Source organism: Chryseobacterium sp. CBSDS_008 (assembly GCF_049959325.1).
Classification (GTDB): Bacteria; Bacteroidota; Bacteroidia; order Flavobacteriales; family Weeksellaceae; genus Chryseobacterium.
In genome coordinates, this window is record NZ_CP188202.1 from 157,716 (window position 1) to 183,418 (window position 25,703).

The following is a 25,703-nucleotide window of genomic DNA, read 5'->3' on the forward strand; positions in this document are numbered from 1 at the left end:
TTAAAACCGGGAGAGTTGAGACTTAAAATTATTATTTCAAATATTTTATCTTACATAAATAAACTTTAGATGCAGATTTATATAAAAAAAATACTATATCATGCTTATGTAAAGATTATGTTTTTACATTACAAAGTATTTTGCTTTAGTAAACCCGATAAAGAAAATGATAGAAGCTCGGAAAAAGCTGAAGAAATCATTTATTGTTTCTGGACCGGGTACAATGAAATGCCACAAAACAGACAGCGAGCTTTAGAAAGTATTTATAAGAAATCCGCAGTAAGGGTGAAATGCATCACTGCCGATATGCTTGATAATTATATATTGCCGATGTATCCCCTGCACAAAGCCTATCCTTATTTATCTTTAGTACATAAATCAGATTATTTAAGGTCTTATTTTATGTATCACTACGGGGGAGGATATTGTGACATAAAACATATTAATAATTCCTGGAAAAAGTCATTTCACAGATTAAATAAAAGTAACAATCACTGGATAATAGGTTATCGGGAATTAGGTAAAAGAGGTGTGGGCAACTGCTCTGACAAAAATTTTGAAACACATATGAAAAAACACTTTTTCCTACTGATAGGTAATGGGGGCTATATTTTTAAAAAAAATACGCCTTTTGCTAAAGAATGGCTGGAAAAAGTCCATGATATTTTGGATCAGCAGTATGACAATTTAAAAATGAATCCGGGAAATATTATGGGAAATAATAATGGATACCCTCTCAAATGGTCTCAAATACTTGGAGACGTATTTCATCCGCTTTGTCTGAAATATACTGCAAAGCTTATGTATTCCAAACATTTAATGCCTTCTTTTGAAGACTACCGATAAGAATATATAATAAGCGAGTGAAATCACAGAAATAATTGCTTTATAAATATCGTACGACATAATTTTGTAAAACTATAGCGAAATTCAGTTCCTGTTAAGATGCTCCAGACTTACGATTTCTAAAGTCAAAAATAGAAAATTAAAAGTTGGCTATTTTGAACGTTTATGTGGTCACTGAGCCAAAGTTGAGCCGAGCCCATTTAGTCACATTTTCAGTTTTATTTAATAGTTTTGTTAATATACTTTTTATAAAACAAAAATATGATCGTAGGATATGCCAGAGTTTCTACTCCAGAGAAGTTTGAGCGAGCATGTGTTCGATACAACTTCTGCTAACGTAAATTTATTATTCAGATTTTTTGGAGCTGTTGCAAAATTTGAAAGAAATCTTATTAGTGAAAGGACTACAGCGGGTATAGAAGTAGCCAGAAGAAGAAAGAAACATTTAGGGCGGCCAAAAGGAGCAAAAAAAGAAATTCTTGAAAAATATCAGTATGCTCAGCATCTGTATGAAAGTTAAAAAAAAATGATAAAGCCTGTCCTCAGGCCGGGATTAGCAAAACAAGTTTTTACAGATTGAATAATAATATACTATCAAAAAATACAAATTAGAGGCATTTCAAAAAAGTAAAAAAGCTATGATGTTATTGGATTTACAATTATTACCCGGATATCTTTTATTTATTGCCGGCATACTCCTTTGTTTCTTTCGTGCTGTAAAGGTGGGCTGGATCATATTGATCATCGCATATGCGCTGGCATTTTTCAATGGAAACATCACCATTATCGGTATTTTCCTGTTAACCCTGGAAGCTGTGTTGCTTTTATTGGTAGGGAAATATGCGTCGGGTTGGAAAAGGATAATTACTCATCTTGCAGTTTTTGTATTAAGCATATTACTTTTTAAACATCAGCTGCCAGGCTTTCACAACGTGGTTATTTTTGATGACATAAAATTCACCCCAGATGCGGCTCCCTTCACCATGTATTTTAATCTCGACAAAACATTTGCCGGTTTTAGCATTTTTACCTTTTTACTAAAAATTGGTTATATTGGAAAATATGACATAGGGAAGATTGCAAAGGCAATTGTGATACCACTGGTAATGATTATAATTCTTTGCATATTTACCGCATGGGCATTACATTTTGTGGCATGGGAACCTAAATTGTTGCTTAATTATTTATGGATATGGACATTGCATAACCTTTTGTTGATAGCTGTTCCCGAAGAGGTACTTTTTAGGGGATATCTACAGGGATATGTAGGCAATATTGTATTCATGAAGCAGCTGTATTATTTATCATTGATCATATCAGCAATGATATTTGCGGTCATTCATACTACTGGAGGATGGCCTCTAATGCTGATGGCATTTATAGCCGGGTTCGGATATGGCGTAGCATATCATAAAGGGGGTATTATGGCTTCTGTTTTTATGCACTTCTGTTTTAACTTAATCCACTTTTTACTGTTTACCTATCCGATGCTTTGCAAATCGTAAGAATAGGCTGGAGTATTGATGCTCTGAATATTTCCGAGATTAATAAAATAATGTGATATGAGGAATTATGCTGGCAGACACTATTCATTTTTTATGACCCAGTGACTTCATAAACCTTGAAATGGTCAACTTTTGAAACCGCCTTTTTTTCTGTTTTGCAGGAAGAACCTCAATTTAATCCTGAAGAATTATTCGATTTTTAAATAGAATAAAAATTTTTAAAATATAAAAGTAAAACATTGATAATTAATTATTAAATGTTTTTCAGTTAAATTTTCTGTCTTTTGTTTAACCGAGACCTAATATCCTGATTGAAACAGAAAGATATACTGACCGCATATGCTCCAGAATTTTTTATCACTAAATACTTTTTGTTATGATAATAGCTCCTTTTTTATCCTTTTTATATACATCTCTAACAGAATGTCCAAAATTTTATACAGCTAAATACTGTATCATATCCTGGCTTTTTGACCCTGGATTATCTATTTAATCGTTGGTCATTTTGAACGTTTATGTGGTCAGTTGGTCAAATATTCAGAAACTACATCTTTTAAATATGCATGGATTTTGTATTAATATGTTAAATCAATAGATTTTATCCTTACCCCTAAATATTTTTCGTTTCGTGAGCCGATCCCAACATGGGTATAACGATATTGATATAGCAAATCAATGTTCTTATTGTTTTATTGCTGGGAGTGTAGTAACTGATACGGTATTGAGTTTTGTAAAAATACATATCTTTTTGGTAGTGATGTTCAAAGCTTAGAATTGCTATGATCAAAAAAAATTATTCTTTAATAAATCTTTTAGTTGTTTCTCCTGTCTGAATCAGATAAACACCTTTTGTAAGGTTGCTTACATTAACAGTACCTCTTTCAAGTTTTTCCTGAAAGGATCAGCTTCCCACCCATATCGAAAATTTTATACCCTTCTGATGTGGTATTTGAAACACTTAAGACGTTTTTAACAGGGTTAGGATATAGCTTAACCTCAGTGGTCAGATCTTTGATGTCTTTTCCTTTTATTGAGGATGCGGTGACTTTTATATTGGCGTTTTAACATCAAAGAAAATGTGATGGGAACCTTTCACCATTATTCTTCCAGTTGTGGTTGCTGTATTAGGAATCGTTACAGCCTGAGATCCGTCATTCGGAATTTTTGCCAATAGAGTAGTCCAGGTAGTTCCACTGTTAGGTGACCAAAGGATATCTACATTTGCTGTATTAACACCATTTGCGGTAGTTCCTGCAACATTCCATGTTATTGTTTGTGAGCTTCCTCCGGCATAGATTACAGCAGAATTTTGTGAGCTTACCTTAAATGGGCCTGCTTTGGGGTTTACTGTAATTACAGCATCATCGGAATTATTTCCCGCCCCGCCGGCTCTGTTATTGCGAACGGTAAATCTGAAATTCAATTTTCTTGCCACCTCAGATAAGGCTTCTACTGTGATTTCAGAGCCTGCTGTAGTGGTTGCACCTATAAGGATAATAAAAATAATATTTTAGGACTCAATGTTTAAGTTCAATTTCAACAGTAACTGGAGTTGATTTCCAAGCGATATTAACATTTTTAGCCAGTAGAATTAATGAATGGGAGAACTATTTATTAACAATGATGAAGATTTTTTAGAGCTTTCTTACACATCGGTAGGTCTATTCCCTCTCGGACAAATGGGCATTTAATGGATACTTAATTCCATTAAGAGAGGATGAAGCACACTAACAATCTATATCTGCAAACTTTGGACGGATGAATTTCCATTTCATACTGCTGGGCATATTATGAAAATTCAACAATATATTAATATATTTGTAATTAGATATAAAAAACTCGAAATGAAAAGAATACAATTAACATTGCTGGTTATAAGCTTCCCATTTATACAGGCTCAACAAACTGCCAATAGGTTTTTCTACGAACTTACTTTTAAGCCAAAAAAACAAATTGATATCACGGAAAAAGTAATGACTATTTTAGATATTATGGATAAAAAATCCATCTATGAAGATTTTACAAAGCGTGCGCAGGATTCTATAGTAAAAAATGTTGTTGAAACAGCAGAAAAGTCAGGACGGAAATATGATCTGGGAAACTATGTGAAAGTTCCGAAATTTGGGCATAAAGTCACAAAACCTTATCCTGATTTGGAAGAAGAGCAAATTATAGATTGGGCAGGCAATAAATTCAGTTATACTGATAAAATTCAGTTTAATTGGAAAATTCTAAACGAGAAAGAGAAAATTGGAGAATATAATACCCAAAAGGCGACTACAGAATTTGGAGGCAGACAATGGATGGCTTGGTTCAGTGCAGAATTCCTTTTCAAGACGGCCCTTACAAATTTTATGGACTTCCGGGTCTGATTGTAAAAATAGAAGACACTGGGAAAAACTACTCGTGGGTACTCCAAGGAAATCAGAATATTGAAAACTATGATGAAATTTCTTATGCCGAAAGAATGATTGCTAAGCAGGGCGTTACATTTGAAACTATTCCTACAACAAAAGAAAAATTTGAAAAAGCTTTAGAAAGTTATAAATCAGATCCGTTGAGGGAATTAAGATCAAGATTAACACCTGAAATGATGAACGAAATGGTTGAGGGGCAAAATAAGACCTGGGGCGAAATGTTTAGAGAAGAGGAGAAAAAAGAGAAAGACAAAATAAACGATTATAACAACCCGATAGAGCTCTCTTTAAAGAAGTAAGAAAGCAGATAATATGTAATGTCTGTCAGCTTTCCTACTAAAAAAACTACTGATTTTTTTGTAAGGTATCAATGATCCGCTATAACAAAGGCTTAAATTTATGGTGTAAAGTCAAAACATTTATCTATGGAAACAAAAATAATAAAGGATTTTTGTGTTGTATGTAAAATAGTATAAAATATTTACAATCAAAAGTTATTGAAACCTTCTAATCTTGATCATTGCAAATTAAGGTGCAGAATGGGTTGGATAAAAGGTTATATTAACAAGCAGGACTTTTTACGTAATCAATAATTCCATTTATATTGGATGAAAATAAATCAATGATTTTGACTACATTAAATTATCTAAATTTTCTCAAAAAAGGATAAAATACGTAAATGAAAATATTTATATCCCATTCATCAAAGAATAAATTTTATGGTGAAAAATTAGTTGAGCTACTAAGAAACGTTGGCATAAAAGAACATGAAATAGTTTTCACTAGTAATATTGCATATGGCATTCCTGTTGGAGAAAATATATTTAATTGGTTAAAATCTCAAATATCAGAAAAACCTTTTGTTATATATCTTTTATCTGAAGAGTACTATAGAAGTATTGCTTGTTTAAATGAAATGGGTGCTGCTTGGATTATTGAGAACAAGCATGCTGCGATTTTTTCACCTAATTTTAATTTATCTAGCAAAGATTTTCAAAGTGGCGCGCTAGATCCTAGAGAAATTGGATTTTATATTACTGATGAAGAGAGAATATTATCATTTTTACATTTAATTTCTGAAGACTTTGAAATTCAAAAAGTAATATTATCATTTCTCAAAGTGTAAAAAGGTTCTTAAATGAAATTGAAAACTACGAAACTACGATTTTAAAATCTCACGAGAATAAAACTAAAAAAGAAGAATCAACAACTGCAAAAGAAAATATTAAAACGCTACCAACTATCTCCATAACTACGCATTTAAACAAAGAAGACTTATTTTCAAAATTTACTAACTTAATACTTTCAAAAAAATTAAAAGAGGAGGAACTTATATTATTGCATTACATTATCGAAACTGGTAGGTTTAAACTAATGACTGGATGGCAAGAGCAAAACGAAATTGACCATATCAAAGAATGGGAAATAATTAATGAAATTGATAATAAGTTATCAAGGAACTATTCTTCAATATTAAAAAGATTTGAGTTAAGAGGTTTTACAGAGGTGTCGGCTGTTACAAGTTCTGATAATCCAAAAGAGTTGAAAATAAAAGATGAAATAAGCAGAAATTTACTCGATTTGCCTGATAGTGTTATGAACATAATATTGGAAAGTGTGGATAATAACTATTATGAGTATCCAGACAAAACAAATGACGAAGTTGATGAATTACCTTTTGGTAGACTATAAAATAAAAACCTTATAATAGAATTCATATTTGCTTTAGGCTAAAATCCAGTTGCATTTAAATTATTATAGAATCCTAAACTACAGTACTAAAAAGTGAGCTAATATTTTACGACTTTCCGTTTTATAATATCCTCTTTTTTTTCTACATTAGAAACTTATTATAATCATGTAACTATGAGAGATCTCTTATATCCTAAGCTAGAAGCAGCAAGAAAGGAACTGCTGGATCTTGGGATGCGTAATACGTTATTAAATTACAAAATTCCGAAAGCCCGCGGGTTACACATTGTCCAGGAACAGACAATTTCCATTTACAATATTCTGGTAAAGCAGAATAAAGCGATGACTTTTTTAGGCAGACCCGGCAAAGATGATGATGATAAGCTTTTTGAATTGCCTCCGCTTTCAGAAGCTGAGCTGCAGGATGCTTATAACGATACCAGACTCCAAACTAATGAATCAGAACAAAAGCTTCAGACGAAAATTCTAAATACTTATTACGCAGCAAAAACAAGTATTGAAGAACAGGGAGTAAATACCTTATTCTTATCACTGGGAATGCTTTGCTGGTTTGCAACAGGCAAAGAGGATGTTAAATTAGCACCACTGATACTTGTTCCTGTTGCATTAGAACGGTCAAGTGCCAGCGAAAGATTTAGGTTACGATATACAGGTGGTGAAATCGGAGCTAATTTATCTCTTCAGGCCAAAATGATGATGGATTTTAATATTACTATTCCGAATCTTCCAGAGGATGAAGATCTTGATATCGCTGAATATTTTAATAAAATTAAGGAGCATATAAATCATCTTGAAAACTGGAAGGTAGAATCTAATGCTATTGAGTTGGGGTTCTTTTCCTTTGGTAAATTCATGATCTATCATGATCTAGACAGCAACGAATGGCCGCAGACCAAAAAGCCATACGACCATCCGATATTGCAGTCCTTATTTGGAAACGGATTTACTGAGCCACAACCTATAGTTGGAGAAGAACACATGCTGGATAAGGAGACAGATGCAAATAAGTTATTGCAGGTAGTAGATGCAGACAGTTCCCAGATTATCGCCATGCTGGCGGTACATGAAGGTAGAAATATGGTCATTCAGGGTCCTCCGGGAACCGGAAAATCTCAGACTATTACCAATCTTATTGCCAATGCGATCGGCACCGGAAAAAAGGTACTGTTTGTAGCTGAAAAAATGGCTGCGCTGGAAGTCGTAAAAAGGAGATTGGACAGTATCGGTTTAGGTGAAGCCTGTCTCGAGCTCCACAGTAATAAAGCTAATAAACGTGAACTCCACGCAGAGCTGAAACGTATTTTAGAACTGGGCAAACCCACTATGGCCCATCTTGAAGATGAAATCCGTTTATTGGAGCCGGTAACCAATGAGCTGAATGCCTATGCAGATGAGATAAACCATCCTGCCGGGCAAAGCGGCTTATCTGTTCATGACATAATAGGACTGTTGTTAAAAATAGATACTGAAAATAAAGGCTATAGATTTCCCAAAATCAATGTAGAAAATCTCTCTACGTTAACTTCTGCTGAAATCTGGGATATTGAACGAAGTGCCGAAAAGATTCAGGTAAGGCTTAATAAAATAGGATCTCCCGAGAGCCTGGTCTTCTATGGCAGTACTTTATCAGTTTTTCTTCCTAAGGATGAAGAGCTTGCAAAAGAATTGCTGGCAAATGGGATAGAGCTAACGGAAAATCTCATAAATGCTTCAAAAGCACTTGCTGAATATCTGGAATTTCAGATCCCGGTAGATCTTGAAGAAATCAACAAAACTTTGGATACTGTTGAACTTATCCTACAAAATCCTGGGATAGGTTCAATGTCTGTAAGAGATATTGCATGGCTAAATAATAAAGCCGATATTGATACGATGCTGGAGATTGGTAGCAGACTGGCTGAGATCCATCGTACTTATGATTCAGTATTTATTCCTGAAGCTTGGAACCAGGATATGATGGAAATCAGGCAAAATTTAATCGTCCATGGTAAAAAGTGGTACAGATTTATCATCGGAGATTATAAAAAAAGTGTAAGTAAGCTTGGTTCCTTGTTAAATTCTCCAATGCCAGATCCTTTAGAAAAGAAGCTAGAGCTGGTGAATATTATAATGGAAGAAAAAAGACTTTCTTCAGCATTACAACCTTTCGAAAGATTAGGAACCCAACTTTATGGTCAGCATTGGCTTCAACAACAAAAAGATTGGGCAATGTTGAAAGCAGGAACAGAATATTTACAGAAAGTTCATAGCTTTATAAGTAAAGGGGACGCTCATCCAGAGGTTATAGAGCTGTTAGAAAAAAATAAAAATCCGGATACTATCAGACAATATTCAGGAAATGCTATCCATTTTGCAGATGAGCAGCAGAAAGCTTTCAAAGCAATATTTAAGCATCTGGATTTTGAGGGCAATGGTATTGAAGGCTTTAAGCTCCCTAAGCAGGTTGCGGTTCTGAACCTTTGGAAAGAACAGTTGCCAGAAATTCATAAAGTTGTTCAATGGAATGTTTTGAAGGATGAGATCCAACAGAATGGAGCCGGTTTTCTTATTAAGGCAGTTGAAAACTGGGAAGATGCTGCATTTTATTTAAAAACTGCTTTCCAGAAAACCTGGTATGATTATATTCTTGAGCAGGCTATGATTGAAAGTGCAGAACTGAGAAAGTTTGAACGGTCTACCCACGAAGAAACCATTGCTGGATTTAGAAAAATGGATGTATTGAAACAATACTATAACAGGGCAAAGGTTGCTTTAAAGCACTGGGAAGGAGTGCCCAAGCAAGATGGTGGCGGCCAGATCAATATACTGAAAAGTGAATTTAACCGTAAAGCGAGACATATGCCGGTACGGAGACTAGTCCAAGAGGCAGGCATGGCAATTCAAGCGATCAAGCCTGTTTTTATGATGAGTCCAATGTCAATTGCTAGTTTTCTGCCTCCAAACAGTATTGATTTTGACTTGGTAATCTTTGACGAAGCCAGCCAAGTAAGACCAGTTGATGCACTGGGAGCCATCCTGAGAGGAAGGCAGATTGTGGTGGTAGGAGATACCAGACAAATGCCTCCGACTAGCTTTTTTGATAAGCTGAATACCGATACAGAAGATGAAGACAACGTAACAGCCGATATGCAAAGTATCTTAGGCATGTGCGATGCACAAGGAGCCCCACAACGGATGTTGCGTTGGCATTATAGAAGCCGACATGAATCCCTGATTAGTCTTTCTAACCAGGAATTTTATGAAGATAAGTTAGTAATTTTCCCAAGCCCGGGATCAAAGAATAGGATGGGGCTGGTATTTAATCATTTACCGGATACATATTATGATAAGGGTAAAACCCGCACCAACCCAAGAGAAGCGGAGGAAGTAGCAAATGCCGTTATTCAACACGCCTTGACTAATCACAAGTTAAGTCTGGGAGTAGTTGCCTTCAGTACAGCGCAAATGCAGGCAATTCAAAACGCTATAGAAATAAGAAGAAGAAAAAACCCTGAGGTCGAAAATTATTTTGGGGAGCATGCAGACGAACCTTTTTTTGTGAAAAATCTGGAAAATGTACAGGGAGATGAAAGAGATGTTATTTTTATAAGCTTAGGCTACGGGAGAACTGAAGACGGGAAAGTACCGATGAGCTTTGGGCCACTTAATAATGAAGGAGGGGAACGGAGACTCAATGTGCTGATTACAAGAGCGAAAATTCGCTGTGAGGTCTTTACTAATATTACAGCGGCAGATATGATCATAGGTCCTAATGCAAAATTTGGAATCCGTGCTTTGAAAAGTTTTCTCTATTTCGCTCAGTATGGAAAATTTGAAAGTAATAACAGCGAGTTGCCTTACCAGCCCCAGCCGTTTGAGAGCATAGTGGCGGAAACACTTAAAAAAGAGGGTTATATTGTACGAGAAAAAGTAGGTTCTGCAGGGTTCTATATTGATTTGGCAATTGCAGATCCTGATCATCCGGGAAGATACTTATTAGGTATAAACTGTGACGGCAGATCCTATCAAAATGCTCAATCAGCAAGAGATCGGGATCGACTAAGAAATTCAGTGCTTGAAGGCATGGGCTGGTCTCTAATCCACGTATGGAGTTTGGATTGGTTCCGTAATACAGCTGAAGAGCTTGGGCTAATTGCTGAAGCTGTGAACAGAGCAAAAACACAGGCTGAACACAATGATAGTTTAGAGGAAGAACTTATGGAGGAACTCCGAAACCTGGTCCGTGAGGAGTCCACTGCAGAAGAAAAACAAGTATATCCAGAATATGAACAGGCTGTATTATCTTTAGAAGTTGCAGACCGCGAGCTCCATCTACATACTGTGGGAAAGCTTGGTGAGTGGATTTGTAATGTTGTGAAAACTGAAAGTCCTGTTCATTTTGAAGAAGTTGTCAGGAGAATGGCCGAGGCCAATGGTATCTCTAAAGTAGGGAGCCGTATCCGTACATCTTTAATAAATGCGGTTGATTACGCAGTCGATAATAATCTATTAATAAAAAAAGGAGATTTTTTATATGTTCCTGAAAAAAAATTAGAGATTAGGAACAGAATGATGCTTCCGCCTGCTTCTAGAAAAATATCATATATTTCAATCGAAGAAATTGATTTGGGCATACAAAAAGTTATTTCCGACTCTATTGCAATACAACCAAAAGAATTAGTGCCTTTAGTGTCTAAATTGTTTGGTTTTTCCCGTGTGACAGAGGATATAAAAAGAGGTGTTTTTGAAGCGTTAGAGTATAGTTTACAACAAAACCATATATATAAAGAAGGGCAGTTTTTAAAAAGCAATGCTAATAAATCTTGAAAATGATAGACGCTTGAAGCGGACCACTGCATTAGATACAAAAAATAAGACACTATAATACATCACTAGCCAATGAAACTTTACCACTCCTGTACTTTTGTAATAAGGATATTCTGCTTCTGAGAGATAGATCAAAGATAACCGCAATGGATTCTTATCAATATTCCTGGAAGAAGGTGTAGTAATCTCTTCTATAAAGCCCTGTATCTGAACTTTGCCGTGGTAATCAATCTTTCTACCTTTCTGCTTTTCTTGTCGTTATACTCTTAAGTATGCTATAAGCCCATCGTTGGTATAAGAGATACTTCCTGTTCCATTGTTGTGGAAAAGCATGTGCATTCTGTTAGCTTTAAATGTTAGAAGCAACTTTGGAATAAGTATCTATAAAGTAAGGCTAGATTCTTAAGGGCTATATCACAACAGCTTTTTAATAACCACATCAACATGATCCTTTAGCACAGGTTCCTTCTGGAATCTCTTGCAAGGCAAGAACAGCTATAGTTAAAAAACTACCATCATTTAGTGATAATACGACTAATAATCAAGGTTTTATTTGTGGTGGAATTGGTAATTTTAATCTCGGAAAAACTCTTAAAGGTTTCTTAAAAGATAGTACAGCATAAAGTTGATAGAACTATAAAATGTATCTAAGATTTACCTTAAGGCCAATTTTTCTGATATTGATTTAAATATTAATCATTAAATATATAAAAAATGAGAAAAATGTATTTATTACCGGTTTTCCTTGGGGCTCTATGTTACGGGCAGGTAGGAATCAACAGTGTAACTCCCAAATCTACGTTGGATATTACGAGTAAAACCACAGATGGGAGTGCTTCTGAAGGTTTAATTATCCCCCGTGTAACTGGAAACGCTTTAAAGTTAGCTGAAACGGCTACTGTATATGGCGCAGATCAGGACGCTACGTTGGTATTTGTTACTGTGGAGCCTGATCCTGCCAACCGTACGGGTCAGGTAGAGGGGATGGATTCCAGGGGTTTTTATTACTTCGATGCGGGAAGTAACCGCTGGGTAAAGATGATTTCCAGTGGCGCTACTACGGCCGCTGTGACCCAGTTATCATGTGCAACGGCTATTAAACTGGGAACTTTGGAAGCGGGTGATCCTGCGGCGGGTGTAAGCAGCAGTGTTCCTTATACCGGCGGAAACGGTGGTATTTACTCTGGGATGAGCATAGCTTCTGTTGGAGTAACAGGTCTTACCGCTACTCTTTCTTCAGGAACATTAAACAACGGGAGCGGGAATTTAGTTTTTGATATTTCAGGAACCCCTTCTACTGATGGTACTGCGACATTTGATATTAGTTTTGGAGGTATAAACTGTGGTTTAATCAGGACGGTAGATCCTGCAAGCGGCTTTCCTGATGTGGTGCCGGTTAAGATTAATGGCCAGACCGTTCAGATGATGACCCATAACCTGGGGGCTGATACAAGCCTGGATCCTAATATTGTTGTCAAGGGGATTCATGGAAGTTATTACCAATGGGGAAGAAAGAATCCCGTAGCTGACGCCGATACTCCTGCCACTGCTATTGCGGGATGGAACACTGCTGCTGCTGCTGATAAAGCGTGGAACACTGGTACTGAGACCATTCCTAATAAAACAGTCAATGATCCATGTCCTACCGGATTTAGGGTACCTACCCGAAACGAGTGGGTAAGCTTTAATACCAACAGTACGACCTCCAATATGGGGACTTTTGTTGCATCTCCAGGTAGCGCCACCAATTTTACTGTCGCCAAAGTCTTCACTAACAATGGAAGTACACTAACCTTTCCTACAGCGGGAACCCGGGACAGCACTACGGGAGCACTGAACTACCGAGCTTACTACGGCTACTATTGGAGCAGTACAGAGAGTAGTACGTACGCCTACTACCTGGCCTTCAATAGTGGTGCCATTACTCCCGCGAACAGTAGCACCCGTACGTTCGGATTCTCAGTCCGTTGTATTGCAGAATAGATTCTATTCATTGTATTAATTTTTCTATTTAGAATTTATTTATGATATTTTAACATGTAATAATTTTATTTAACAATTTAATTTTCTACGATGTATAAGTGTAAATAATATTTTTTTTAAGTTTTGTGCGGCAAAGTAAATGCCGCACAAAATAATTCAACTATTAACTATAATTAATCTAATACCTGATTGCCATGAAACATAAACTATTACAAGAGAATTGCAATACTATAAATTGCTACAAACAAGGGGTTTTTTGGATAACTTATCAACAAAGTGCTTATCAAATATGGAAAATAAGGCAATATAAAGCCATTTCAAAGTATATAAAATATCTAAAACAAACTGTGACAAGTGTTAGTTTTCCGGAAAGCGCTTTAATGGAAATTATCAAATATTTTGAATGTCAAGGTTGTACTGTAGAGAAATCGGATTCTTATATCAAAATACAACTTATTGAGAGTATCTGTCTGCGTGATTTTATTCATTGGAAAGTAAGGTCAAACACTTCAAACGTGGAACAAGAAATTATGTCTTTTAACCTGGAGAACAAGACACCGATGGATGCCTTTCAATTGATCGGCATCTTACAGATAACACTTAAAAATAATCTTATTGTAAAACAATAAAATATGGCTATTTATGATCAGTTGCCTGTATATAAAGCCGTTTATGATTTTTTGTTACAGTTATTCGATGTTACGAAAAAAATGGAAAGAGATTTTAAGTTTACAATAGGCGAAAAGATTAAAGCTGAAGGTATTGAGCTTATTATCTGTATATATAGGGCTAATACCTTATATGACAAAAGAACACTTCTATCAGATGCTAAAGAAAATATAGAAGTATTAAGATTGCTAATACGTCTGTTGAATGATTTAAAACAGATATCCCTTAAAGAATTTGTTAATTTATCAGAAAAATTAGAAACAATCAGTAAACAAGTTAATGCCTGGTATATACAGCAGGTAAAAAAGAATGAGATTTTATAAATATTTATTAGGTGGGAGTCATGGTGTGTTATGCACTTATGAGAGTGCCTGTTAAATTCAGTAGAACACCTGTAGGGGTAAAGACGTCACTAAGAAAAGATGTGCTAACAGGTAAATACAAAAGATTCTACTCAAAGTGTTTCTTTCCTACAGCAGGAAACCGGAACAACACAACGGGAGCACTGAACAACCGAGCTTACAACGGCAACTATTGGAGCAGTACAGAGAATAGTACGAACGCCTACAACCTGAACTTCAATAGTGGTGCCATTAATCCCGCGAACAATAACAACCGTACGAACGGATTCTCAGTCCGTTGTATTGCAGAACTTAACAATAAATATTGATAAAGCAATTTTATGAATGAACTAAAAATAAATCTTTTCAAAGCTTATTATCTCGCAAGAAAAAATAAAAGGAATACTTGTAACCAGCTTGGATTTGAGATTAATTATGAAAGAGAGTTATGGAAATTATATGAAGATTTAGTTGACGATACCTATAATATTGGTAAAAGTATTGCTTTTGTTCTTAATAAACCTGTAAAAAGAGAAATTTTTGCAGCTGATTTTAGAGATAGGGTAGTTCATCATTTAATATATATGTACCTTAACCCTTTAGTTGAACCTGTTTTAATAGAAGATTGTTATAGCTGTAGGAAACAAAAAGGAACTTACTATGGAATTAAAAAAGCTGAACAATATCTGAAAGAAGTGAGCATTGATTACTCAAAAGACGCATATATTTTAAAACTTGATATTCAAGGTTATTTTATGGCTATTGATAAAAATATTTTAATACGTAAAGTACAAAATATTTTCACAAAGGAAAAATTCCAATCTGTATTTGAGAATAATAAAGAAGATATTAGTTATGAAATGATTATGGCTCTTCTTCATAAAATTATTTTTAATGATCCTACTAGAAATTGTGTTATTAAAGGTCATAACCAAGATTGGGCTGGATTACCAAATGATAAAAGTCTTTTCAGTTCTCCGACAAACTGTGGTCTTCCTATTGGTAATCTCACTTCTCAACTTTTCAGTAATATTTATCTTAATGATTTTGATCATTTTGTTAAAAATACATTAAAAATAGATTACTATGGAAGATATGTAGATGATTTTTATTTTATGCATAGTTCTAAGGATCACCTTAAAGAAATCATGAGAATATCTGACGAGTATATAAAAAAAAACCTTAAGTTAAAGATTCATCCTAAAAAAATATTCCTGCAACATTATACGAAAGGATTTTCTTTTCTAGGAGTATATATTAAACCGTACCGAACCTATATTGGTAAAAGAACTAAGAATTCGTTTAAAAAAATGGTTTATGATCAAAAAAAAATACTTGGTCAGAAAAATTATGTAGTTAGAAATGATCTGATTATATTAAGAAATAGTCTCAATTCTTATCTCGGTCTGATGAAGCATTATAAAACTTTTCGGTTACGTTTTCGAACCCTTGCCAATGAATGTCCTAACCCATATGATAGATACGGATACTTTAACGAATCATTAGAAAAATATAGTTTATATGCAGTACAGAAATACCCACTTAGTTAATACCCATGAAACCTGTTATGATAAACGAGTGATATCCTGTTACAGCGGTTTTGTTTCCTCAACAAAAGCGAGCGTAAGTTAGAATAAATAAAGAAAAGCTAAAAACACAAAGTTTCTATAAAGCAAAGACGGGTAGAATGGCTGTAAAGCATAGGGGAGCATAGTTTCGTTGCTGCTGCCGGGAATTATATTTTGACGGTACATTTTTAACATTTAACATTTAACATTTGACATTTAACGTTTTAACATTTGTTTTTTACCTGGCAGGCAGCAGCGGCGCCCCCATCAAAAAATAGCATAAAACAAAAAGACAAAAGGAGAAAAGGACAAAAAGAAATTGCACTTAAAAAGGCCTTAAAAGAACTTAAAAATAAAAGAAACTATTTAAAAAACTGATAATCTATTAACATCATTACTATGCATTATAGAAAAAAAATACTGAGGATCATGGTCTGTTTAGGGATGAGCAGTGGTATTTCCGGTCAGGCGGTAAGCATGTATTTTCCTCATTTCGCTGGGAAGTCGTATGATTTTATCGTATTCCAGGGTAAGGATACCCGGGTACAGAAAGGGGTTATCCCTTCTGATGGCAGATTTACCCTCACTGTTCCCCGGGAGCTCTCTCCTTATAGGGGGATGTCCAGGTGGCTTATCACAGGAACCCAGGAGGGTGGAGGACTTGATATGATCATTCCGGGTCATGATTTTTCTGTTCAGTGCACGGCTTCGGTTCCGGATAATAAGAATATTGTGTACAAGGACAATGATGAAAACAGCCTGTTAGGGACTATGTATAATGAGCAGAGCGCTATTGTAGGGCGGTTTACATCCATGGTGATGGCTGGAAAAGCGTACCCCAAAGACCATAAACAGTATGGGGTTTTTACTAAGGAACTGGGTTTGCAGAAGGACCGTTACGCGGGCTTTGAGAAAGCCCTTATGAACAATAAGGATTACGCTTCGGCATTCCTTAGAATGGTTAACCTTACTAATGGGCTGGGCAGATCGCTACAGGAAAATGAGGATGATAACAAAAAGGAACTCATCCGTACCATTACCCAGGACATTCCCTGGGAAGGTCTTTACACTTCGGGGCATTGGGATGGTGTTTTGGCTGTGTTTACGGATTTGGAAGATAAAAAAGATGGGGGCGAAGCCCTGGTTAATGACTTTCAGCGTATTGGGGATAAGATCTCAGACCATGCGCTGTATACTGCATTTGCAGAGCGGGTTACCTATTACCTGACGCAGTCGGGGAATGATGATATCATCGCCAGACTCTCACCTGTAATTCTAAATTCAGGAAAAATAACTTCTTATAGCGGAATTATGTCCGTATATCAAAAAGCGGTTCCCGGGAGTAAAGCCCCTGAGCTGTCGCTGCACCTGATTGGAACGTGGCCGGAGGTGACCGGTAAGATGGACTTTACCGATACGAGGTACCAGAAAACACTTCTGGTATTTTACAGCTCAGGCTGCGGACATTGTGATGAAGTGATGAAAACCCTTGCCGGGAAGCTTGAGGATCTTAATAAAAGTAAAGTCCGTGTGATGGCTATCTCGGCAGATACGGACAGGAAGATATGTGAGCAGGCATCCGTCAAGCTGCCATGGAAGGGGATGATATCCTGTGATACGCAGGGAATGAAAGGGATCAACTTTATGAATTACGGAGTCCAGGCTACCCCTACCTTATTTATTGTTGACCAGTGGGGAAATATCACTTCCCGCCTGGGCTCAGCAGATGATGCGCTCAAGGCGCTTACGGATCCGTCCACTGAATTATGGAGAAAAATACGCAGGCCTCCAAGACCCTATGTACCGCCTCAATTATAACAATGCCAAGGAATATAATATGAAGAAATATAATAAGCAAGAACCTGCGCAATCGAAAAGCCCTTCAAGGCCTGATTATAAGAAAATATATACGGATTTAATCACCTTGAAATACCCTCACCTGATGGAAAAATGCAGGTCTTTTCTGGAAAAGGAGTCCCTGGTGAGCTATGATGTATTGCAGCTTAGCAGTATTATCACCTGCAGGGATGATAGAGAGACCCTATCATTTAATGCCAGGCATAAATGCTATGACCTTGATACCATTATGAGGATTCTGGACTACCAGAAAAAGTATGGGTGCAGCAATCAGCAGCTTGCGGGGTATTTCAGTCTCAGCAGGAATACGGTTACCAAATGGAAAAAGAAGTTTCTGTAAGCGGTTTAATCAATGAAGTTCTAATCAATTAATTTTAAAGGCTATGAACAGTCAGGGGGAAGGTAAAACAGGGTATTATATCTATAAGGATATCCATATGGGAGAGCTTATCAGCAAAAGAGCCCGTGAACTGGATATTGATGAATCGAGGATCGCTTCATTTTTTTCGTTAAGTATTTCAGAGGTTACCGCTATGTATGAGGAAAAAAGTATTGATTCGGGTTTTTTATTGATGTGGAGTAAACTTCTGGAATATGATTTTTTCCGTATTTATTCCCAGCATCTGATTTTATATGCCCCGGCCTCCGGAATGCTGGATACTAAGAGCAGCCATAGGAGCGGAATGCCCAAATTCAGGAAAAGCATTTATACCAAAGAGGTTATAGATTTTATGATTGAGTTGGTGAACACCGGGCAGAAAACCATCAGTGCAATTACTGCAGAATATGGCATTCCAAAAACCACCCTGCATAAGTGGGTAGCCAAGTACAGGAGTGGCAAATCCGGTAAAAATTAATCAAATTAATTTTTTAATGAGAGTCTATATAAAAACAAAATGATGAAAAAAATAATAAAAGTGTTGCTTTTGCTGGGCTATAGCTTAGTTATGCTTGATTGCAGCGGTACAAAAAATGTACGTAATATTTTGACAAGTAATGATATTGGTGAGATTGAGAATTACCTTGATAATGCTCATCCTGATGACCCAAAAAATGCTTTGTTAAAGAAAAGAATCATAGAACTTAAAAATAATGCATGGATGAAAAGACCGGTGGATTCTGAGTCAATGGCAGTCAGAGAGGCAGCCGAGAAGAAAAATATGATGACAGGGGTAGATACTCAGCAGTTTGAAAAACTTTTACAGGCGGATAGGGTGAATCACAAAAATAAGACTGTTGCTCTTTTAAACGAGATGTTCAACAGTACGAAAGATTCGCCCAATGCTTTGCTAGTGGTTAAAAACCATAGCCATTGCAATATGATTTTACATATCCGGGAGGCGGATGAAGAGTATGATCTTGCAGTTCCTCATGATGGCGAGAATTTTATAGTCCTTGAAAAGGGAAAATATAGCATCAGCGGAAGTATTTGTGGAGCACGATATGAAAAGGTCAAGAATCTTGATCATGGTATTTATTTAACACTTAAATAATGGAGGAAGGACAAAACAAGCAAGTAAGTTATAAGGATGAAGACCTACTCTGGAAATATTGTGAAACTGTTAATCAGTATACAAAGGGCAGATCTAATGGTTCAAAGCTGTTGAGATTTTTATGTGTGGGTGTTTTAACGGTACTTGCATTTTCTGCTTTATCATGTGATCCGAACTTTACTGCCCTACAATCTGGGCAGAGAATTGAAAGATTGGTTTTGATCAGGTTAAAAAAAAATATTTCCGAAGAAAGGAAACGAAGGCTTTTACGAAAGATCATGGATGTAGGGAAATCATTAAAAAACGGCAGGCCTTATGTGCATATAGAATATGGCTGGCAGAATAGCCGGGAAGGTCTTTCGGCAGGTTATGATTTGGCAGTAAGAATTTCTTTCCGATCTTATGAAGACCGTGATTACTTTGACGGAAATTCACCTGAGCCGGGAATGCCGGAATCCGGATCGGCATATGAATATTTCAAAGCTTTTATGATCCCTTATATGGATCCCAATAGTGAATTATTCAGTTTCGATTTTGTCAGCAATGAAAATGCCCATGTTAAGGGCAATAAAGAAAGATTGGACCACTGGGTCTTGTTTAAGTTCCGGAAAGATATAACAGCGGATGACCGTCAGAAGATAACCGACCGTTTTCTTAAGTTAAAAAGTTCTCTTAAAAACGGAAAACCTTATATAGAGTTGATTGACTACGGATATGAAAATAACTATTTAGCGAAAGATCCGGATTTTGAAATGGCCTTCCGTGTCATCTTTTTATCACAGAAAGATCGTGATTATTATGTCGGAAAGCCTTTTCAGAATGATCCTGGAACTTTCGATCCGATGCATGATGATTTTAAAAATTTTGTAGGTCCGTATTTGGATCCTGAGAGAGGCGTTCTGGTATTTGATTACGAAGTTATCAGTGACTAATGTCAATCTTTGGTAATTACAATTAAACATACAACCCTGAAAATATGAAACAAATGTTCAGAGTGGATATATAATCTGTCTGTCCTATTAATCCCCTAATCCTTTGTACATCATTCCGGTCCAAACTATTGATTGTAAAGGAAATCTATGTTCTACCGGAGATACGATGCAAGAAAGGGCTAAAATTTATTTGAATGAGAATTTCCGTTATCATCCCTGTCTGTAATGCAGAAGCATGTGTTACAAATGCTGTGGAATCTGCTTTACAATTTGAAGAAGTATATGAAGTAATCCTTATTGAGGATGGCTCTTATGACCAGTCGTTACGTGTATGTCGGGACCTGGAGCAAAAGTATGAAAGGGTTAGGCTTTTTCAGCATTCAGATCTAAGAAATCATGGAGTCAGTGAAAGTAGAAACCTTGGAATTGAAAAATCCTGTGGAGATTTTATTGCATTCTTGAATGCCCGGAATCATTATCTTCCCAACCGCTTTGATGCAGAAAAGGAACTATTTGAAAATAGTAAGGTAGATGGTGTATATGGAGCATTGGGAGTTCATTATCATTCAAAGAAAGCAAAAGATAAATATCATCATCTCTACAAAAACAGGCTGATAACGGTTTGTGAAAAATGCAGGCCTGAATCGGTTTTCACGGGTCAATTGACCTTGGGTAGCCTTTTTGGGCAGTTGAATGTCAATACATTGACGCTTCGGAAGGAAGTATTGATAAAAAAAATGAAATATTTTTTTAAACCTATACCCTTTTATGCCGATACGGATTTTTTATTGCGTGCTTCATTCTATCTGAATCTGTATCCTGGCATTATCAGCAGCCCCATAGCCATGAGAGGTATTTATGAACCTGAGAGGACCAGCATTATTATTCCGGATGAGATGAGCCCTGCTTCCAAAAAAGTGGGCCTGTGGAAAGAGCTTCATGAATGGGCTTGCAAAGAGAATTCGGTTCCTGAAGAAATAAAAGTGCACATACGAAGAATGTATCATAGTTTACGTATAGGCGATGCCTCGTTTTTAAGAAAATGGAGGATGATTATAAAATATTTAATTGTAGATGATACGATTATTCGTGCAGATATTTATAACAGCAATTTCAGAGAGTCTTTATTCCGCTAACTTTAAATAGTAAAACCTATCAGGTTTTTATAATTCATATAATTTTTCATCAATTTTTTTTTGTTAATCCGGCTCTAAAGGGGTCGGATTTTCACTTGCTTGCAATTCTGGCAAGTGATATATCTATTTAGGGTAAAAGATTACTTATCAAAAATTATGTTTACACCCACAAGTGCTTTCAGAAAAAGGTATAACAAAAAAAGTAAACCACTGAAAATCAATGTCTTTTTTAAGAGTGTATATATTTTGTATACGCTGATTACCAGCTTGTATATCAATTGTAATGTAAGAAATTTAGATATTTTGGTTTTTTATTCAATCTTTGCGGATTCATAATCAATAGCACGATTATTCATATCCGTTCATTTCTTAGACTTGAGAAATGTGTCAAACTTTAAATTTTTTATTAACCAATAATACATAACAAATGAAAAAAAATTTGCTTGCTATGGTTTGCTTTATTTCTGTTTATGCTTATTCCCAACAAAACACAGGTGTAGGAATAAGTAAGGATTCTTCATTCCGCCCTGACGTAAAGGCAATTTTAGATGTGGGGTCTAAAGATGCTGGTGTATTATTTCCAAGACTTACTACCTTGGAAAGAGATGCAATTGCCGTTTCCACTCAACAAGACGGCCTTTTAATTTATAATACAGATGAAAAATGTTTCAATTACTACCATGCGTTATCTGCAGTGTGGAAGCAAATGTGTGGTATGCCAGATTCTACGGTTCCTTTGCCTCATCAGAAATTTGTCAATCAAAGTACAAACTTTAAAGAGAAAAAACAATGAAAAAAATATTATATTTCATACTTCTGCAGTTAAGCTGTATGGGTATGGCTCAGGTGGGAATCGGCACCACCAGTCCCAATACCAAATCCATGCTGGATATTGTTTCCACGGAAAAGGGTGTATTAATGCCCAGAATGTCGCAGGCTCAAAGAGATGCTATTTCACCCGGAACCATAGATGCCGGTCGTGACGGATTGTTGATTTACAATACCGATACCGGATGTTATAATTACTGGAATATTGCGCAAAGTGCTTGGGTATCATTATGCCAGACGGCTTGTGATCCTTCTACGTTTGCTGATTTTACAATAGATTGTAATCAGTTTCCTGCGGCCGATACCAATACTTATACAGCAGGAGGGGCGGTTACAGGAAATACGATTACAGTGAGTGTGAATGTTACTCATGTCGGGCCTTACTCTATCGGAATTATTTCTGATAATGGTGTTTCTTATTCAGCAACAGGTACATTTTCAGCAACAGGTACACAAAATGTAACCGTTGCCAATGCTGCCGGTGCTCCATCCTCTTCTACTTTAAACTTTAGTGTTAAAAGTAATGGAATTTCAGCATGTACTTATACCAAATCTTCTGTAGCTGCTGCTTCATACACTTATAGCTGTTCCTCGGCAACAGTTACTCCATCTATGACAGAAGGAGTGCAGGGCTCAGGTATTGTGAAAGTTCCGGTAGCGGTAACGGGTACTGGAAATATTCCGGCGATTAATCAGACCATCAATGGAGTAGTATATACATTTGCGGGTATTACAGGAGCTACATCTTCTACAACATCAATTGATATTGCTTATAGCGGAACACCTTCCACAGCAGATACTGATCTGCCTATGACAAATTCTGACGGGTCTGTATGTAGTATTCATATTTCTCACTCTGGTGTGACTCCGGCTATTTTCTCGACCTCAAGTATAACTCCTCATGGGACATACACAGTGGCTACAGACCTTACTTCTTCAAATAAAATTAATGTGGTTATCAATGTAAGCGAACCCGGTAAACTTAGATTAAAATCCACCGATAAAAATGGAATTTTCTTTGACAGTGGTGAAGTTGTTACAACCACTACGGGAAGTCAGACTATTGTTATGAATGCAGCAACTGCAACTACGGGTAAATTTCCCATGACTTCTGAAGAAGTTTCTCAAGGGGGGAACGGCAGTAATAATCAGAGCTCATCATATTCCGTGAGTAATGCTTATGCCGCTAGCGGTGGTTCATCAGTAAGCGGTTCATTCTCTATTGATGTGAAACCTCATGTATGGGAGACTTTTATTTCCGGAAATATTAAAAGCCTTCGAACAGGTGCAGATAATGGAATGTTCAGGCTGGAAGTAGAGGATGGATATACTCTTCATGGTAATTCAGGTACCCCAGAATTTTATAAAGTATGGGCACATAATCTTTCAGGTAGTTCCATGACTGCGTCCATATTTGTCAGATCGAGTGCAGATAACCTGAATCAGATAAAAAAGTGGAGCGGAACAATAAGTTCCGGTGAAAAATTAGGCTCTTTGGATTGCTACCTTCAGAATGATTTTCAGGGTACCAATGTTAAACCTATAACAACCGGTGATGTAGGTGCCCACGCGGGAATCGATTCTGCAATATATGGTGAAGTAAGTGGAACAGGGGCTACTTTTACGATGGCTAATACTTCAGGCAGTAAATGGTTTAATAATCTCGGAGGCACTAAGAAATTTAAATACCGTATTATTTTTAATACAAGGGAATATTGGCAAGCTAAATCCGGAACAAATACCGCTATTGTATTGTATGGAATTTATGATAGTTCGACCAGTGTTACCAATGTTGATCCGGGATTTGGAGGTGACATTCCAATGGGGCCAGCCGGAGTAAACGGGGTAGGAGGAAATCCAAGAGAAGACTATTGGCCTTAAATTATTTAATCTCAACATTTTATATATTTAATGATAGGCTGTCTCAAAGCGAGGCAGTCTTTTTGTTTACATTATCCTCCGGTTAAATAGGGGATAATATATATAAATTCGTTATAGAAGCCTTATCATCAATATATCAGGCGTGGAGCTAAGCAATATATCATAGATCAGAGAGCAGCATAAGCTGTTACATAAGCTGTAAGATTGTTCTAAGTTTTTGAATATTGAGTAATATCATATAAAAACCGGACTTTTACCATGGCTTATCACCAGAAATTTAGAGGAAGTAGCATAAAAAGTTAATTTTCAACATGTTTTTTCGTATAAAAAAATCTCATTATAGAGGTTCGCTCTATTATCTAACGAAAAAGAGACTGTCTTGGAGACAACCTCTTCATTATTATTTTTTCCTATAATGTTGTATAGAAGGCTTTGGAAAGAAAACTTTCAGTGAATCTTATGACTGTCAGAAGATATTGAGTTTATATAGGATTTATGTTACTGCTCCCAGGTTTTGAATAAAGTCGCAGAGATCGACTTCTTTGTTGAGTCCTAGCTTTTGTTTTAACCTGTATTTTGTTACCCTCACAGTCTTAGGGTCCACTTTTAGGACATTGGATATCTGAAAATTATTCATATTAAGATAGATATAGGCAGTGTATTTAAGATCCAGATGAGTGAGCTTATTTTGGGAAATTTTTTGAATACGGTTAAATAAATTGGGATGGACCTCTTTAGTGATATACTGTAGTTCATTGAAATCGTTATCTGCTAACTGTTCTTGCTTTAAAATTTTTTTAAGATCGTTTTCATTATTTTCTATACTCTGTTTTAACTCATTTAATGCTAAATTCTTTGAATTCAGCTGAAGTGAGGTTACAATAATCTGCTTTTGAAGCTTTTCACGTTGCATGGTTAGTATCTGGTGCTGCGCTTGAAGGAAATTCTTTTCAGTAGTGATGAGATATGTTTGTTGCTTGTTTAATTTTTGTTTACGCTGAAAGGTATAGGTCAGGCTAATAATTCCAAGTCCTGAAAGTACAGTCATTAACAGAAAGATATATTTTTGCCTTCTGTATTTTTTATTTTTTGTTTTGAGCTCTTTAATAATTTGATTTTTCTGGCTTATGTGATAGAAGATTTCCAATGATTTCCCATTGCTCTCTATATCAAACAGAAAAGGGATTTCTGATTCAACGGCATACTCAACGGCTTTTATGGAGTTCTCCTTAATATCCTGCTGATTTTTACCTTCAGCGCTACTAGTTTCAATCAAATATCTGGTTTTTAGGTTGTAAAACATACTCACCAGAAAATGTTCTTTGCTTAAATCTTTAAGTGTTGTAAAACCAATATTATAATCTTTTAAAAACAGGTCATATTCCTTACGAACGAGATGGTATTTTGCAAGTCCGTACTTTACGTAAGCCAGATCGGTCGGCTTATGGGTACGTTCGGCAATTTCATTTGCTTTTTGCAGTAACATCCTTCTTTTTAGTGACTGATTGGCAGCGTCATAATGTAAAGATAATCCAATATATCCGATTACTTTTTTAGAATCATCAGGGGAATGGATAAAATTGTCATCTATTATCCGCTCTGCCTGATCGAACTTCTGATATTTCAGATAACACAATAGGGATTGCATATCTTGATTTGAATTATTTTGAGCGTATATGAGAAAAGGTGTACATAGTATGAAATATATAAGAAATGTTTTCATCATTG

Annotated in this window: 21 protein-coding genes and 1 pseudogene; 20 read left to right on the forward strand and 2 right to left on the reverse strand. The window is 36.1% G+C overall.

Annotation, left to right across the window (positions count from 1 at the left end; translation table 11 throughout):
• Positions 1–117 precede the first annotated feature (117 nt).
• The 3 genes from ACP3T3_RS00680 to ACP3T3_RS00690 all read left to right on the forward strand — a co-directional run bounded on the left by ACP3T3_RS00680 (position 118) and on the right by ACP3T3_RS00690 (position 2,351).
• Positions 118–846: a capsular polysaccharide synthesis protein gene (locus ACP3T3_RS00680; RefSeq protein ID WP_426480012.1), complete on the forward strand. Its 729-nt coding sequence runs from the start codon at positions 118–120 to the stop codon at positions 844–846.
• A gap of 274 nt (positions 847–1,120) precedes the next feature.
• Positions 1,121–1,366: a recombinase family protein gene (locus ACP3T3_RS00685; RefSeq protein WP_426478031.1), complete on the forward strand. Its 246-nt coding sequence runs from the start codon at positions 1,121–1,123 to the stop codon at positions 1,364–1,366.
• 118 nt (positions 1,367–1,484) lie between these two features.
• Complete coding sequence (locus ACP3T3_RS00690; protein WP_426478032.1) at positions 1,485–2,351, forward strand: CPBP family intramembrane glutamic endopeptidase; 867 nt, start codon at positions 1,485–1,487, stop codon at positions 2,349–2,351.
• Positions 2,352–3,399: 1,048 nt separating this feature from the next.
• Here the strand turns inward: ACP3T3_RS00690 and ACP3T3_RS00695 are convergent.
• Positions 3,400–3,774 (reverse strand): hypothetical protein, encoded by a 375-nt coding sequence (locus tag ACP3T3_RS00695; protein WP_426478033.1) that lies wholly within the window; start codon positions 3,772–3,774, stop codon positions 3,400–3,402.
• Positions 3,775–4,195: 421 nt separating this feature from the next.
• On the opposite strand from ACP3T3_RS00695, the pseudogene ACP3T3_RS00700 reads away from it, so the two are divergent.
• From ACP3T3_RS00700 to ACP3T3_RS00780, 17 genes and pseudogenes are all read left to right on the forward strand, one after another.
• Positions 4,196–5,067 (forward strand): annotated as a pseudogene (locus ACP3T3_RS00700) (GLPGLI family protein).
• Between the two features lie 380 nt (positions 5,068–5,447).
• The gene (locus tag ACP3T3_RS00705) at positions 5,448–5,894 is read left to right on the forward strand and encodes a toll/interleukin-1 receptor domain-containing protein (protein WP_426478034.1); all 447 of its coding nucleotides are present in this window, start codon (positions 5,448–5,450) and stop codon (positions 5,892–5,894) included.
• Between the two features lie 248 nt (positions 5,895–6,142).
• Positions 6,143–6,460 carry a hypothetical protein gene (locus ACP3T3_RS00710; protein WP_426478035.1) on the forward strand — a complete coding sequence of 106 codons (318 nt, stop codon included), beginning with the start codon at positions 6,143–6,145 and terminating at the stop codon, positions 6,458–6,460.
• 174 nt (positions 6,461–6,634) lie between these two features.
• Positions 6,635–11,287, forward strand: a complete 4,653-nt coding sequence (locus ACP3T3_RS00715; RefSeq protein WP_426478036.1) for a DUF3320 domain-containing protein — start codon at positions 6,635–6,637, stop codon at positions 11,285–11,287.
• A 714-nt stretch (positions 11,288–12,001) separates the two neighbouring features.
• Positions 12,002–13,270: an FISUMP domain-containing protein gene (locus tag ACP3T3_RS00720; protein WP_426478037.1), complete on the forward strand. Its 1,269-nt coding sequence runs from the start codon at positions 12,002–12,004 to the stop codon at positions 13,268–13,270.
• A 194-nt stretch (positions 13,271–13,464) separates the two neighbouring features.
• Positions 13,465–13,899, forward strand: coding sequence for a hypothetical protein (locus ACP3T3_RS00725; RefSeq protein WP_426478038.1), 435 nt, complete (start codon positions 13,465–13,467; stop codon positions 13,897–13,899).
• Positions 13,900–13,902: 3 nt separating this feature from the next.
• Positions 13,903–14,262, forward strand: a complete 360-nt coding sequence (locus ACP3T3_RS00730; protein ID WP_426478039.1) for a four helix bundle protein — start codon at positions 13,903–13,905, stop codon at positions 14,260–14,262.
• Positions 14,263–14,300: 38 nt separating this feature from the next.
• Positions 14,301–14,609: a hypothetical protein gene (locus ACP3T3_RS00735; protein ID WP_426478040.1), complete on the forward strand. Its 309-nt coding sequence runs from the start codon at positions 14,301–14,303 to the stop codon at positions 14,607–14,609.
• Between the two features lie 12 nt (positions 14,610–14,621).
• Complete coding sequence (locus tag ACP3T3_RS00740; protein WP_426478041.1) at positions 14,622–15,830, forward strand: reverse transcriptase domain-containing protein; 1,209 nt, start codon at positions 14,622–14,624, stop codon at positions 15,828–15,830.
• A 447-nt stretch (positions 15,831–16,277) separates the two neighbouring features.
• The gene (locus tag ACP3T3_RS00745; protein WP_426478042.1) at positions 16,278–17,666 is read left to right on the forward strand and encodes a TlpA family protein disulfide reductase; all 1,389 of its coding nucleotides are present in this window, start codon (positions 16,278–16,280) and stop codon (positions 17,664–17,666) included.
• A 19-nt stretch (positions 17,667–17,685) separates the two neighbouring features.
• Entirely contained in the window at positions 17,686–18,045 is a 360-nt protein-coding gene (locus ACP3T3_RS00750; protein WP_426478043.1) for a helix-turn-helix domain-containing protein, read from the forward strand.
• A gap of 43 nt (positions 18,046–18,088) precedes the next feature.
• Positions 18,089–18,562, forward strand: coding sequence for a transposase (locus ACP3T3_RS00755; RefSeq protein ID WP_426478044.1), 474 nt, complete (start codon positions 18,089–18,091; stop codon positions 18,560–18,562).
• Between the two features lie 39 nt (positions 18,563–18,601).
• Positions 18,602–19,198: a DUF6759 domain-containing protein gene (locus ACP3T3_RS00760; RefSeq protein WP_426478045.1), complete on the forward strand. Its 597-nt coding sequence runs from the start codon at positions 18,602–18,604 to the stop codon at positions 19,196–19,198.
• Entirely contained in the window at positions 19,198–20,130 is a 933-nt protein-coding gene (locus ACP3T3_RS00765; RefSeq protein ID WP_426478046.1) for a Dabb family protein, read from the forward strand. Before ACP3T3_RS00760 ends, ACP3T3_RS00765 begins: the two co-directional genes overlap by 1 nt.
• Before the next feature lie 194 nt (positions 20,131–20,324).
• Complete coding sequence (locus tag ACP3T3_RS00770) at positions 20,325–21,266, forward strand: glycosyltransferase family 2 protein (RefSeq protein ID WP_426478047.1); 942 nt, start codon at positions 20,325–20,327, stop codon at positions 21,264–21,266.
• 427 nt (positions 21,267–21,693) lie between these two features.
• Entirely contained in the window at positions 21,694–22,059 is a 366-nt protein-coding gene (locus ACP3T3_RS00775) for a hypothetical protein (RefSeq protein WP_426478048.1), read from the forward strand.
• Positions 22,056–23,975 (forward strand): hypothetical protein, encoded by a 1,920-nt coding sequence (locus ACP3T3_RS00780; protein WP_426478049.1) that lies wholly within the window; start codon positions 22,056–22,058, stop codon positions 23,973–23,975. The genes ACP3T3_RS00775 and ACP3T3_RS00780 overlap by 4 nt, the downstream gene beginning before the upstream one ends.
• Positions 23,976–24,468: 493 nt before the next feature.
• Here ACP3T3_RS00780 and ACP3T3_RS00785 read toward each other — a convergent pair whose 3' ends face one another.
• On the reverse strand, positions 24,469–25,623 hold the full coding sequence (locus ACP3T3_RS00785; RefSeq protein WP_426478050.1) for a helix-turn-helix transcriptional regulator: 1,155 nt from the start codon (positions 25,621–25,623) through the stop codon (positions 24,469–24,471).
• Between the last annotated feature and the right edge of the window lie 80 nt (positions 25,624–25,703).